At 42.7% G+C, this 12854-nt stretch carries 13 protein-coding genes, 1 tRNA gene and 1 riboswitch; of the genes, 10 read left to right on the top strand and 4 right to left on the bottom strand.

The features are described 5' to 3' along the window. The first annotated feature begins 47 nt into the window (after positions 1–47). The 7 genes from Q0R52_RS11940 (at position 48) to Q0R52_RS11910 (ending at position 8272) form a co-directional block, all read left to right on the top strand. Entirely contained in the window at positions 48–410 is a 363-nt protein-coding gene (locus tag Q0R52_RS11940) for a BlaI/MecI/CopY family transcriptional regulator (RefSeq protein WP_295794894.1), read from the top strand. After that, entirely contained in the window at positions 407–2965 is a 2559-nt protein-coding gene (locus Q0R52_RS11935) for a M56 family metallopeptidase (RefSeq protein ID WP_295794893.1), read from the top strand. Before Q0R52_RS11940 ends, Q0R52_RS11935 begins: the two co-directional genes overlap by 4 nt. A gap of 142 nt (positions 2966–3107) precedes the next feature. Continuing rightward, on the top strand, positions 3108–4472 hold the full coding sequence (locus tag Q0R52_RS11930; protein WP_295794892.1) for a hypothetical protein: 1365 nt from the start codon (positions 3108–3110) through the stop codon (positions 4470–4472). 13 nt (positions 4473–4485) lie between these two features. Next, positions 4486–5682 carry a hypothetical protein gene (locus tag Q0R52_RS11925; protein ID WP_295794891.1) on the top strand — a complete coding sequence of 399 codons (1197 nt, stop codon included), beginning with the start codon at positions 4486–4488 and terminating at the stop codon, positions 5680–5682. A gap of 128 nt (positions 5683–5810) precedes the next feature. Continuing rightward, positions 5811–6554, top strand: coding sequence for a YdcF family protein (locus Q0R52_RS11920; RefSeq protein WP_295794890.1), 744 nt, complete (start codon positions 5811–5813; stop codon positions 6552–6554). 75 nt (positions 6555–6629) lie between these two features. Then, positions 6630–7349 (top strand): peptidase, encoded by a 720-nt coding sequence (locus Q0R52_RS11915; protein ID WP_295794889.1) that lies wholly within the window; start codon positions 6630–6632, stop codon positions 7347–7349. A 77-nt stretch (positions 7350–7426) separates the two neighbouring features. Then, positions 7427–8272, top strand: coding sequence for a transglutaminase family protein (locus Q0R52_RS11910; RefSeq protein WP_295794888.1), 846 nt, complete (start codon positions 7427–7429; stop codon positions 8270–8272). A gap of 76 nt (positions 8273–8348) precedes the next feature. Here the strand turns inward: Q0R52_RS11910 and Q0R52_RS11905 are convergent. Continuing rightward, positions 8349–8419: transfer RNA gene (locus Q0R52_RS11905), tRNA-Cys, on the bottom strand. A 54-nt stretch (positions 8420–8473) separates the two neighbouring features. Beyond that, a riboswitch (SAM riboswitch) is annotated at positions 8474–8656 on the bottom strand. A 154-nt stretch (positions 8657–8810) separates the two neighbouring features. Between Q0R52_RS11905 and Q0R52_RS11900 the strand changes: the two genes are divergently transcribed. Then, entirely contained in the window at positions 8811–9302 is a 492-nt protein-coding gene (locus Q0R52_RS11900) for a TspO/MBR family protein (RefSeq protein WP_295794887.1), read from the top strand. Positions 9303–9347: 45 nt separating this feature from the next. Beyond that, complete coding sequence (locus Q0R52_RS11895; protein WP_295794885.1) at positions 9348–9881, top strand: hypothetical protein; 534 nt, start codon at positions 9348–9350, stop codon at positions 9879–9881. A gap of 57 nt (positions 9882–9938) precedes the next feature. On the opposite strand, the gene Q0R52_RS11890 is transcribed toward Q0R52_RS11895, so the two are convergent. Both Q0R52_RS11890 and Q0R52_RS11885 read right to left on the bottom strand, forming a co-directional pair. Next, positions 9939–10397 (bottom strand): PA2169 family four-helix-bundle protein, encoded by a 459-nt coding sequence (locus tag Q0R52_RS11890; protein ID WP_295794884.1) that lies wholly within the window; start codon positions 10395–10397, stop codon positions 9939–9941. Between the two features lie 24 nt (positions 10398–10421). Then, positions 10422–10574 (bottom strand): hypothetical protein, encoded by a 153-nt coding sequence (locus tag Q0R52_RS11885; RefSeq protein ID WP_295794883.1) that lies wholly within the window; start codon positions 10572–10574, stop codon positions 10422–10424. A 309-nt stretch (positions 10575–10883) separates the two neighbouring features. Here Q0R52_RS11885 and Q0R52_RS11880 point away from each other — a divergent pair, with 309 nt between their 5' ends. Further along, positions 10884–11210: a hypothetical protein gene (locus Q0R52_RS11880; protein ID WP_295794882.1), complete on the top strand. Its 327-nt coding sequence runs from the start codon at positions 10884–10886 to the stop codon at positions 11208–11210. 49 nt (positions 11211–11259) lie between these two features. Here the strand turns inward: Q0R52_RS11880 and Q0R52_RS11875 are convergent, their stop codons facing one another. After that, positions 11260–12468: a hypothetical protein gene (locus Q0R52_RS11875; RefSeq protein WP_295794880.1), complete on the bottom strand. Its 1209-nt coding sequence runs from the start codon at positions 12466–12468 to the stop codon at positions 11260–11262. Positions 12469–12854 lie beyond the last annotated feature (386 nt).

Raw genomic sequence — 12854 nt, 5'->3', positions numbered from 1 at the left:
GCAATACTAACGAATTAGTACAACCTTTACAAAAAAATAATATTGTTATGCAAAAACTGGCTAAAAGAGAAGAACAAATAATGCAGGCCGTATGGCAGCTTGAAAATGCTTTTATAAAAGAAATCATCCAGGAAATGCCCGACCCTAAGCCGCATTACAACACCATTGCCACCATGGTGAAGATATTGGAAGAAAAAGGTTTCCTCGGGCACGAAATAGTTGGCAACATTTTCAGGTATTACCCAGTCATATCAAAAGACACTTATCAACAGCATACCATGAAAGATATTGTAAAAGATTATTTCGACAATTCGTATCCCAGCATGCTTGCGTTTTTTGCCAAAGAACAAAAAATATCCGAAGAAGAACTAAACGAAATAGTAAACCTTATTAAATCGCAAAAGAAATGATACCCTATATCCTGCATGTTGCCCTGCTGATATCGGTTTGCCTGCTGTTTTATAAATTGTTACTGCAGCGCGAAACCTTTTACCGCCTAAATCGCCTGGTGTTGATATTTTGCCTGGCCCTTTCGTTCGCGCTGCCGTTTATATCCATCCCGCAGCAATGGTCGTTACGCAATAGTATTACGCCGACGATTGTAAACCAGGATGAGGTAAAACCACCACAGCCAATAGTAGTTGACCCGCAGCCGGAAGCCGTTCAACCGGAAACGCCGGTTAAAATATCACACCCAATTTTTAAAATCAAAACGATTGAGGTCCCTAGGATAAACCCTGCCACTGCGACTGCTGTTGCTACCACAACTGCAACTCCCCCCTCTGTACCCTTAATGCAAATAGTACTAAAATGGTTGTTTTTTATCTACTGGATTGGTGTTGCTGCTTTTGGTCTTAACCTTTTGTTGCAGGTAGTTGTATTGCTTTACCAGGCTTATACCAAACCTGTTATTAAGGACGGCAGGTATCGTATAGTTGAGCTTACGGGCGATAAGGCGCCCTGCTCTTTCGGCAACAATATTTTTATTAACCCAGAAAAATACGATTGGGATACCTACAGCCAGATTTTACTGCACGAAAAAATCCACATCCAGCAACGCCACAGCTTTGATATTATATTAGCCGAACTGGTTTTGGTGCTGCAATGGTTTAACCCCTTTGCCTGGATTTACCGCACCGAACTTGAAAACAACCTTGAATTTTTAACTGACGATGCCGTGCTTGGCCACAAAGAAGTGGAGCGCGAAAGCTACCAGATGAGCCTGCTGAAAGTATCTGCTCCGCACCTGTCGTTGGGTATTACCACCAACTATAACCAATCATTATTGAAAAAACGCATACTCATGATGAACTCAAAAAAATCAAATATTCACATCATGTGGAAATACTTCTTCCTGGTGCCGCTGCTGGGCATTTTGGCCTGCGCGTTGAATAACCCCATGGCCTACAGCCAGGTTACAAAAGCTAAAGTTAAAGTTAAATCAACGAACCCTGTACATCGAAACAATTACCATACCGACCGCACCCAGGGCGTTTGGTTTGCAACTATCAAAAATGAGAAGGTAAACATTGAATTTAAAGGTGATGACGACGACCACAACTGGTCGAACAGCTCAACCTTTTTGTTAAGTGAACTGCCTGCCTTACCGCGCGACCAAAAAGGCGATTTTACCTTAAAGCGTGAAGCCGGCTCGGTTTTATTTAACGGAAAATTTGAGGGTAACGAAGGCTATGGCCATTACAAATTTACTGCCGACAAAAGTTTCGACGCGTACCTGAAACAGGCAGGCATTACCGAAGCTGGGGACGATGACGACTACTTTGCATTTTTTATGGTGAATGTTACCAAAGAGTACATAGCCATGGTAAAACGCAATGGCTATACCGATTTGTCGAAAAACAACATCATATCAATGGCAGCACTTAAGGTCGATGAACCATACATAAAAATGTGGAAAGCGAACGGCTTTTCGGGCATTACGCCAAATGAACTGGTATCGGGCAAGGCGCTGCATATTGACAATGCCTATGTAGAGGAAATCCGCAAGGCCGGCTACAAAGACCTGAGCTTTAACCAACTCATCAGCTTTAAGGCTCAGCACATTACCGGCGCCTACATAAATAGCCTGCGAAAGGCAAAGCTGAAAGATGGCAAAGGCTACGGAGAAGACAGCATGCCATCGCCCAACGAAATATCAAGCTACAAGGCCATGAATATCGATTCGAACTTTGTGCGCTCGTTTGCGGCAATGGGCTATAAAAACCTGTCGTACAGCCAGCTTACGTCCTTAAAGGCGCTGAATATCACGCCAGAATATGTAAAAGGGTTTAAAGCAATTGGATATGATTACCCTGCGGTGAATGTACTTACATCATTTAAATCAATGGGTATTACGCCTGATTACGTTAAAGGGTTCAACGCTGTAGGGTATAATAATCTCGCGGCAACCGTACTTACGTCTTTCAAATCGATGGGGATTACACCTGAATACATCCAGGGGTTTAACGCTGTAGGTTATAATAACCTCGCGGCAAGCGTACTTACGTCATTCAAATCAATGGGCATTACGCCAGATTATGTTAAAGGGTTTAAAGCTGTAGGATATGATAACCTTGCGGCAAGTGTATTAACATCATTTAAATCACTGGATATTACACCCGAATATATCAAAGGATTTGAGGCGATGGGATACAAAAATTTAAGCGCCAGCAGTTTAAGCTCGTTAAAAGCGCTGGGCATTACCGGCGATTATATTAAAGGATTTGAAGCTGTTGGTTACAAAAACATCCCGGTAAATCACCTGAGTTCATTAAAAGCTCTTGGTGTAACTCCCGATTTTGTAAAAGGCTTTAAAGACCTTGGTTTTAATGACATATCGGTAAATGAGCTATCGTCGCTAAAAGCCACCGGGGTAACGCCTGCTTATATTAAAGAAATGCGTGGCAAAGGTTTTAATTCAAACGATGTAGATAAGTACATACGCCTAAAGAATTCGTTTGAGTAGTTAATAAGAGGTTGGAGATTAGAGATTAAAAAAATAAAAGTCTGTAACCTTTAATTTTTATCGGAGTATTTAACCATACAAGCAATGCTTAACCAGCGTGCACCAATGAAACAATGAATCAGCGAACAAATGAACCAACATCATGAAAAAAATTAAAATAACCCGCCTGCTGCCCGTGCTTTGCGGCATAGTATGCTTTTTTTATCACCGGGGCGCAATGGCGCAGACGGTTGTAAACGTTAACCCTGTTGTAAACCAGGCTGTCCGCACCAGTATCAACACGGCCGTTGCTGCAAATGTTAACGCAAACCTTACCCCGATTATCAACGCAAACGTTAATGCAGCTATAAATGCGAACGTTAGGCCGGCCATCACTTCAAGTATAAATGCAAGTGTTAACCCAGCTATCCACACAGCCATTAATACAAACATCAACCCGGTTATTAACGCTAACGTTAACCGCGCCGTAAACACCAACATTAATGAAAACATCAACCCCGAAATAAATGTGGATGTTAACCCTGACGTGAATATTGATGGCGATAATGACCACAGCGAAGGCAGCTGGTTTGCTACTATCCATGGCGACAGGATCAGTATCGAGTTTCGCGGCAGTAGCAAGGAAGGCGAAGATGACGAACATACCTGGTCGAACGATGCAACCTTTAAATTGAGCGATTTCCCTGCCCTGCCTAAAGATGCGAAAGCCGATTTCACGTTAAAACGCGAGGCCGGCAGCACATCGTTCACCGGCAAGTTTGATGGCGATGAAGGGTTTGGCCATTATAAATTTACTGCCGACAATTCTTTTTGCGAGTTCATAAAAAGCCATAACATTGCTGACGTGCGCCCTCGCCACGCATTTGCTTTTTTCCTGGTCGACTTGCAAAAAAGCTATGTTGAAATGCTGCAGAAAAACGGTTACAACGAACTCACCGCCAATAATTTGGTGGCTATGACATCGCTACATGTTGATGAGGCTTATATCAACAGCTTTAAAGCCATTGGGTATAACGATATCCCCTGCAATAAACTGGTGGCCATGAAATCGATGCATATTAACCCCGAATATGTCAAAAGCATTGAAGCTCTTGGTTATAAAAATGTGCCCGTAAACCAACTAATCACCCTTAAATCACTAAGGATTGACGGTGATTATATTAAACCGTTTGATGCTATTGGCTATAAGGATATTCCTATCAACCAGCTGGTTACTTTTAAATCATTGAACATCACACCCGAATTTGTAAAAAGCTTCCAGGATGCCGGTTATAAAGACATCTCTGCGCATAACCTGGTAACGTTCAAATCGCTGCACATAACTCCCGAGTACATCAACGGGTTTAAAAAACTGGGCTTTACAGATATTTCATTAAATGAATTACCGGGCTTAAAATCAACCGGCGTTACGCCCGAGTACGTGGAAGAAATGCAGAAAAAAGGTTTCAAGTCAGATAACCTGCGAAAATACATGCAGTTAAAAAACTCGTTCAACGAAGGCAAATAAAACATAAACCATTATGAAGAAAATATTTATTCCTTGCTTAACAGCTTTTGCGCTGTTCGCAACATTGTCGGGCTGTGCCCAGGCCCAGCAAAAATCCATTTCAAAATCGGCCGCTAAATCGGCTTCAAAATCGGAAGTTAAAGGCGACAAGGATGACGACAACAATGGCTGGTACTCAAACGGAAACCACGCACCCGGCACATGGGACGCTATAGTAGAAGAAGGCCAGGTAAATATCCAGTTCTACGGCCATCGCTGGAACTCGGGCCGCAACTTCCGATCGTCGGAATTAGGTACATTGCCTGATGGTAAAATAGGCGAGTTCACCCTAACCCGCGAATCCGGGAAAATGGATTTCAAAGGTGTTTTTGAGGGCCGGTTCGGCCATGGCAGTTATGCATTTACAGAAAATGCAGGCTTGAAATCGTACCTGGAACAGCGTGGCTATAAAGAGTTGGATGATCAGTTGATGCTTGACGTATTTTTTACTGACATCAACAAAGCATATTTTGATTTTTTGAAGGATAATGGTTATGCTGACATCAGCAACGACCAGTTCAGGGACCTTGCTCAGCAGGATCTGAACCGCAAAAAACTAACCGAATATTTCGATTTGTTTAAAGCTGAAAATTATGGTCACCAGCCTATCGACAAGATTGTTGAACTGCGCGAACATGGTGTAAGCGCTAAATTCATTAACGGCTTCCACGAAATGGGCTACAAAAACTTTTCGTTGGACCAGGCATTGGAATTGCGCGATCATGGCGTAAGCCCGCAGTTTATCAGCGAATTTAAAAAGATGGGCTACACCGACATATCCCTGGATAAAGCTACCGATTTAAAAGATCACGGTGTTAACCCGAAATACATAGCAAGCATGCAGGAAATGGGTTACAAAGACTTAACCCTTGATAAAGCCCAAGATTTACGCGACCACGGCGTGAACCCGGAATTTTTCAAAAAAATGCAAAATGCAGGATACAAAGACATATCGCTCGACAGGGCCCAGGAACTAAAGGACCATGGTGTTAGCCCCGAATTTATTTCGGGGATAAAGGCGCTTGGCTTTAAAGACCTGTCACTTGAAAAAGCAATAGAATTGAAGGACCATGGCGTATCTGTTGCCTATATTGAAAAAGCAAAAGGTAAGGGCCTGCATAACGTTGCCTCGCTCGATGATTATATTAAAATGAAGGACACCGGGTTTTAACACTCAATCAACACTGTTTATAGTAAAAAGCAAATCCGGATGGCCCGGTTTGCTTTTTTTGTTTTAATAGCGGGTTTAGCCGCTCAAAAACCGTTAAAAAACCTATTTTTATCGAAATTAAATCGACTATGTTTTTTGTGCTCTCCAAACTGCTGCTGGTATTTATTTTCCCTTTTACCTGGATTGCAGTTTGCTTAATTACATCGCTGATTGTACGCAAACCTCATCTTAAGCGGCGATTTTTCACCATTGCCATGGTGCTGCTGCTAATTTTCACCAACCCCTTTTTATTAAACCAATTTGCAAAGCGATGGGATGTTAAACCTGCGCCGCTAACAAATCAAACCTATAGCTGCGTTATTGTGTTGGGCGGTTTTTCGGGCGTTGACGCAAACGGGAAAGGCGTTTTTAATGCCATGTCTGACAGGTTTATACAATCGCTAAAGTTACTGACCACCGGTAAAGCAACGCACATATTGATATCAGGCGGCAACGGCAATTTGCTGGCCGGCAGCTTTAGGGAAAGCGATTGGGTTAAAACACAACTTGAAGAATTGAAGGTACCCGATAGCCTTATCGTTATTGAAAACCAAAGCCGCAATACGCTCGAAAATGCGGCATTTTCAAAAAGCATACTGGCCCAAAAGCACCTCCAGCCTCCTTATCTGCTTGTTACATCGGCCTTTCATATGAGGCGGGCAATTGCCATCTTTAAAAAGCAAAAAATGGACGTGGTGCCCTTCCCTTGCTGCTACATTGCCGGCAATGGCGAATTTACCATAACCGACTTTATACCAGATGCCGGCCCGCTGAGTACCTGGAATTTTTACGTAAAGGAAGTGGTTGGCCATACTGTTAATTATTTTAAGTAATAGTGCTGTTGCTTGTAGCCCTTATTTACTTAATTTGTCCCCGTAAAACTTTTTGCTCATCCACAACTATTAATAATGACTTATTGCTTAGGAATTAAAGTTAAACAAGGCCTGGTGGCCATCGCTGATACCCGCATAACATCAGGAACGGAAACTTCAATAAAAAAGAAAATCACCATTGAACAAAAAGACAAGTTTTCGCTTTTTATTATGACCAGCGGCTTACGGTCGGTGAGGGATAAGGCTTTGGTTTATTTTAATGAACTGCTCGAAACCACAGAATATAACAAGCTGTACAAAGCTGTAAATGCTTTTGGCGAACAAGTAAAACGAGTGGCCAGTGAAGACAAAGCGGCGCTTGAAAAAGCCGGGTTTAAGTTTGATTTAAACACCATAATTGGCGGGCAGCTGAAGGATGATGATGAACACAAACTGTTTTTGTTATACCCCGAGGGCAATTGGGTTGAGCTGGGCCAGGGCGCGCCGTATGTGATTATCGGTAACTCGGGTCATGGCAAAGCTATATTAAACAGGATATTGACTGAAGATTCGAGCCTGAAACTTTCACTTAAAACGGGCTTCCTTTCGTTTGATTCGACCAGGGTAAGCTCAAATAATGTCGACTTCCCCATAGATGTGGCGCTGTATGAAAAAGACAGCTTCCACATTATTGAGAAACGCTACGAGAAAAAGGATTTGGAATACATATCAACCCAGTGGGCCGAAGAGTTGAAAACAGCGCTCGAAAACATATCCGAAGGCTGGATGGACGAAGCTTTTAATAAATTGGATTGATTTGGAGACGCGATGCTTCGCGTCTCCCACTGCCAGGTTATTTGCCAACTATTTTAACGTTACAACAATCTACAAAAATGAAATTCAACGTCCTCACCCAAATGGAATACACGGCAGCATCGCCCGGAACGTTGATTTTGAACATCCACGCACAGCGCACGCCCCATCAAACCGTAATAAGCGAAACATTTAATATCGAACCGTATATTAAGATTGAGGAGCTACAATCCTTGCAGAGCGATAACCGGGTGGTGAGATTTGAAATTGCCGAAAACAGTTCGATAAAAGTAACTTACGAAGCTACCATCGATAACTGCTGCGAAGTAAAAGACTATAGTGACCTGGTTGAAATACCCATTGCCCAAATGGACAATGCCATTCTCCCCTACCTGTACCCCAGCCGCTATTGCCAAAGCGATAAGCTTTACCGGTTGGCAAACAACTTGTTCGGGCATATTTTTAATCCATTTGAAAAGGTAGTGGCTTTAACCGGCTGGATAAATAAAAATGTACAGTATTTAAGCGGCTCAACCAATGCACAAACGTCGGCTTATGATACTGTAACTCAACAACAGGGTGTCTGCCGCGATTTTGCACACCTGGGCATAGCCCTGTGCCGCGCGCTAACCATACCGGCCCGTTATTTTACCGGCTATGCCTATCAGCTAAAACCGGCCGACTTTCACGCCTGTTTCGAAGCCTATTTGGGGAATGAATGGGTTTTGTTTGATGCCACGGGCCTTGTACCGCTAAACGGTTTAATAAAAATAGCATCGGGGCGCGATGCTGCAGACACGGCGATAGCCAACATATTTGGCAATGTAATTTTCACATCAATGCTGGTAAGCTGCGAATTGGCGGAGGAACCCTTTACACCATTCTATTACGAACCAACACAATTAAAAGGATTGTCTTATTTGTAAATCTTAAGCCTGATAAAATTTTTAATTAGATAAGTGACTAATGACTTTAGACTTACGACTAAAGACTTTCACACAGACGTCGCGGGCAGATTCGAACTGCCGTATGGGGTTTTGCAGGCCCCAGCCTATCCTCTCGGTCACGCGACTTTATAAAAAAAACTATTTAATCACTTTAACCAGGGAGACCGGGGAGCCGGGGATAACCTATCTTTCTCCGTATGAGAACGGAGCAGGAGTTAGCACCTTGCGTTTGGTATTGAAGTCTAAACATTAACCCTACCTGCGAGATTTCACGTTCGTAGTTTCGGTCAATTATGTTTAGCTTTCACCCACAGGTTGCTAAGACGTCACAGGGCCTTTTCCCTCAGTCTTTCTGGATAAGCGAAATAAAGAACGATTTTGTTAATGCAAACATACAGATTAATTCTATAATTCCTATCTATATTATAGAATTAATTTCAATTTTCTTGTATATTACTAGCTATCAACCAGATAAATTCAAGTTAAAACACATTTAAATACTAATTGTTAAATATTTATGGAATCATCAACGTCAAAAAAATTCCAATTATTCCCATTTCTTATCAGCCTGGTAATTACGCTGGCAATCGGATTTGTGGCATCTTTATTTACCCGTCCGCAAATTGCAAGTTGGTACAGTACGCTTAACAAACCAACATTTAACCCGCCGCCCTGGCTTTTCGCCCCGGTGTGGACCGCACTTTATATAATGATTGCCATTGCCGCCTACTTGGTTTGGCAACGGCGCGACAGTTCAAAAACCTACAAAATAACAGCCTCCATTTATATCGTCCAGTTGGCATTTAATTTTTCGTGGTCGATGGTATTTTTCGGGCTTCATGGTATTTTGCCGGCCTTATTTGTCATACTGCTGTTGTGGGTAAGCATCATATTAAATATCAGGTGGTTTAAGAAATACAGCAAAACAGCGGCCTGGCTGCTGGTACCTTACCTGCTTTGGGTAAGCTTTGCCAGTATACTTAATTTAAGCATTTATTTGTTAAACTGATAGCCTAAAAATGTTACTTTTATTGCGCCTGATTGCTGCATTAAAATGAAGAAGTTATTACTATTTTTTTTCCTTGTATCTGCAACAGCAACGTTTGCGTTTGCAGATACCATTGCTATTAAACATTTTGTGGTTAAGGAAAACCCTTTCGCCCGCAGCGAGGTTGCTGTAATTGCCACTGATACCGCAGGCATAATCCAGGAAAACGTAAACGGTGTTTTTACTTTCAGTATCAACGGTATCGACGACCAGCTAACGTTTGATAAAGGCACCGCATTTTATCGCCATAAGATTGAAAAATCTACCTTTTTGTATGTCCGCCATCAAAACGACAAGGGCTCAAACGGCATACTCTACTACGTTTATAAACATGATGATAAACTTAGCCCAATCCACATCGTTTGGATATGGCTGCTGGCCATCCCGTGTGCATTGGTATTGTTAGCATACATGTTTAAAAGGTTTATTATTATAGCCATTATTATCTTCTGTATTTTCCTTTACTTCAACTACCACAACAACCTTAACATGCCCACGTTTTTTCAAAGCGTTATCGATGGGTTGAAAGGAATGTTTTGACAATAAAAAAGCCGCTCCATTTCTGAAGCGGCCTCAGCATAATTTATTAGTCCTTTTTTAAGCTTGGACGTCGCGCAGGGCTTTAATTTGATCGTGTGCGACGTTTATACCTTGCTGTTGCCTGCGTATTAGGTCGGCGGCTTCAAACGCCAGTTCGTTTTCAGGGTCAAGTGCGGTACGGTAGGCTTTTTTGATGGCATCCTCGCCGCGCTCGCATTCTTCTAAGATACTCTTGCGGTCGTGGCCGCTAAAGGTAGCCTTAACATCCAGCCATGCACGGTGCAATGCGCCCGTGCCGCTCGTGCCGGTTTCGGCCTCACCGCCAACGCGGCCAATTTCCGATGATAGTTCCGACGCATACGTTCTGCTTTGGGCAGCAAATCTGTCAAATATGCCCTTGAGCTCAAACTCACCTTCGTCAAGGTCTTTGCTTGCTTTTTCAAAACCGGCAACGCGGTCGTTATTAATTTCAATTAAATCGTTCAATACATCGATTGATTTTTCTGTAGTTTCCATGGTATTTGTGTTTTGTATTTATTATTAAGCTGCTATGGCCTGGTTTGCCTTAACAGGGTTAGTTTGCACTTGCTTCATCATCCTGAAATTTCGCAAATCATTTTCAAGAATCACCTTCAATTTAAGGTCGATCATTTTTAAAAGTGCGCTATTTGTGGTTGATGTTGAGTTTTCCATAATTATAATTATTCGGTTCCTCTACCTACATAAATATGATGCCAGCTTATTAAAGAAAATAAATTTTTCTAAAATTAATTTTATATCTCAAAAAGATAACTTATAAGAATATGGCCTTTAGTAACTTACAATAACGCGTTAAAAAAGACTTTTTTCTGGGATACTGAGGGACGGCTGCTGGAAGAGATATAAAAGGTTAGTTTGTATTCATTTGCGGACTTTATGAAGGACACTTCATGGCTAAATTGTTATTCAACCCACAAACAATCCCTGTTGCTGGCTGTATTATCTTCATCAATATTAAATAAAATGACTAACCCGCTGCAGCTTAGCCTTGTTAAAGAAGATGGCACAAAAAGGAATGTAATTGTTGAGCCCGTTTTAGAGCGAAACGACAAAAAAGGGCTGCAGAACACCGGCGCTTACCGCATTTATAAGGATGCTTTTGGCGATGAGTCTACCCTGTTTACCGAGCCGCTGGAAACAATGGAGTCCAACACCCGAATGCCCGACAACATCAATCCCGATTATTTAGGCAAAATAGTTTTCGATGGCCAGTCCAATTGGGCTTATCACGGCGACTTGCTAAGTCTCGACGAGCAAAAACAGGCAGCAACCTATATTTTGAGATATTAATTAGTGAATTGGTGAGTTAGCGAATTAGTGATTTATTGGCATTTTCAAATCACTTACTGCTTTTATAAAAAATCGGTAGTTTTTGTTTAACAACGGCTCTTGTTGTTTTTGAGTTTCTGATAGCTGAGATTTGCCCATTACGCGAACCTGCGTGCCCGCTGCCTGCAATGGTGGTTACCAAACCTGCTGGTGTAATTTTACGGATACGATTGTTATTAGCATCGGCTACGTACACATCACCAACGGCATCGACCACTAAACCGGCTGGTCCGTTAAATGAGGCTGCAATTCCTGCGCCATCGGCTGCCCCGGCAACACCGCTACCTGCAAATGTACTTACCGTACCATCGGGTGTAATTTTGCGGATAAGGTTATTAACACCGTCCGACACGTAAACATTCCCCGTAGCATCGATTGCAAGGCTATTGGGAAAATAAAAAGACGCAGCGATACCCGTACCATTAGCCGAACCAATATTGCCCGACCCGGCAAAAACGCTTACCGTACCAGCAGTATTTATTTTCAGGATATTGCTTGCTAAAAAATTGGCCGTATAAATATTTCCGCCGGCATCAATTGCAACGCCGGTTGGGTCGCTGAAAATATTATCAGCGGTAGTGCCTATTTTGTTTCCCGCAATAGTTGATACAATACCACCCGACACCTTGCGGATAAGATTATTACCCGCATCGGCTACATACACATTGCCGGCGCCGTCAAGGGTTATGCCTTCCGGGTGAAAAAACGAAGCTGTGGCAGCAGCACCATCGGCATACCCGGTACTATCGCTTCCGGCAAACGTTGTTACCGTGCCATCGGGGGTAATTTTTCGTATGATGTCGTTACCTGCATCGCCCACAAACACATTCCCGGTGGCATCTACGGCTATGCCTGTTGGCTGGTTAAATGATGCCAAAACCCCGCCGGCATTTATTGAACCCTGGTTGCCGCTGCCTGCCAGCGTGCTCACCAAGCCCGATGCTGTAATCTTCCGGATAAGATTGTTGCCATAGTCGGCAACGTAAATATTGCCGCCGCCATCAACAGCAACACCCGCCGGACTAAAAAAACTTGGCACGGTATCAGGCAACAAAACAATGCCACCACTGCCGCTTGTATCGGAGCCGCCGGTTGAATCCCGTAAGGTGATACCACTGGTTTTAGGCTGAAACGGCTCCTTGCCGCAACCTGCAATAATTCCAGCCAGCATCAATAACAAAAATGCCTTAAACAGCAGTTTGGGGTAATTAAATTTCATTGAGATAAAAGTAGGGAAATAAATTATCATTGGTCATTTGTAAGATACTGTTGGCAGTAAAATATTTTACGATTAAAAATCGATGGACTTTCCTAATTTCACCCGTATGACAAATGACACCGCAAAATCCTGGGGTAGCCGGGAAATCACTTGTGTCAGCACATAACGTTCCATTTTCACAGCGGAACACCCGGAACGCCATGAAACATACTGATTTCCAGGTGCTTTATTTTTATCATCAATATACTGGCACAAAGATTTAGCGCAGGCATACAGTTTAGACTAATGAAATGACCAATGATAGCGCAGCGAATTAACCAATGACGCGAAGCAAATGACCGCGCAGCGAAATGACCAAAATAAAAAGGCACCGCAGTTTCCCGCAG

Source organism: Mucilaginibacter sp., assembly GCF_025359345.1.
In the GTDB taxonomy this organism is placed as follows: Bacteria; Bacteroidota; Bacteroidia; order Sphingobacteriales; family Sphingobacteriaceae; genus Mucilaginibacter.
This window is presented reverse-complemented; position numbering and strand designations above follow the sequence as displayed.

What these genes read in the sequence shown, in the direction of transcription:
- Q0R52_RS11895 (WP_295794885.1), top strand. Translation starts at nt 9,348, where the DNA reads ATGAAGAAGTTATTACTATTTTTTTTCCTTGTATCTGCAACAGCAACG.
- Q0R52_RS11890 (WP_295794884.1), bottom strand. Translation starts at nt 10,397, where the DNA reads ATGGAAACTACAGAAAAATCAATCGATGTATTGAACGATTTAATTGAA.
- Q0R52_RS11875 (WP_295794880.1), bottom strand. Translation starts at nt 12,468, where the DNA reads ATGAAATTTAATTACCCCAAACTGCTGTTTAAGGCATTTTTGTTATTG.
- Q0R52_RS11920 (WP_295794890.1), top strand. Translation starts at nt 5,811, where the DNA reads ATGTTTTTTGTGCTCTCCAAACTGCTGCTGGTATTTATTTTCCCTTTT.
- Q0R52_RS11935 (WP_295794893.1), top strand. Translation starts at nt 407, where the DNA reads ATGATACCCTATATCCTGCATGTTGCCCTGCTGATATCGGTTTGCCTG.
- Q0R52_RS11930 (WP_295794892.1), top strand. Translation starts at nt 3,108, where the DNA reads ATGAAAAAAATTAAAATAACCCGCCTGCTGCCCGTGCTTTGCGGCATA.
- Q0R52_RS11915 (WP_295794889.1), top strand. Translation starts at nt 6,630, where the DNA reads ATGACTTATTGCTTAGGAATTAAAGTTAAACAAGGCCTGGTGGCCATC.
- Q0R52_RS11940 (WP_295794894.1), top strand. Translation starts at nt 48, where the DNA reads ATGCAAAAACTGGCTAAAAGAGAAGAACAAATAATGCAGGCCGTATGG.
- Q0R52_RS11900 (WP_295794887.1), top strand. Translation starts at nt 8,811, where the DNA reads ATGGAATCATCAACGTCAAAAAAATTCCAATTATTCCCATTTCTTATC.
- Q0R52_RS11925 (WP_295794891.1), top strand. Translation starts at nt 4,486, where the DNA reads ATGAAGAAAATATTTATTCCTTGCTTAACAGCTTTTGCGCTGTTCGCA.
- Q0R52_RS11910 (WP_295794888.1), top strand. Translation starts at nt 7,427, where the DNA reads ATGAAATTCAACGTCCTCACCCAAATGGAATACACGGCAGCATCGCCC.
- Q0R52_RS11880 (WP_295794882.1), top strand. Translation starts at nt 10,884, where the DNA reads ATGACTAACCCGCTGCAGCTTAGCCTTGTTAAAGAAGATGGCACAAAA.
- Q0R52_RS11885 (WP_295794883.1), bottom strand. Translation starts at nt 10,574, where the DNA reads ATGGAAAACTCAACATCAACCACAAATAGCGCACTTTTAAAAATGATC.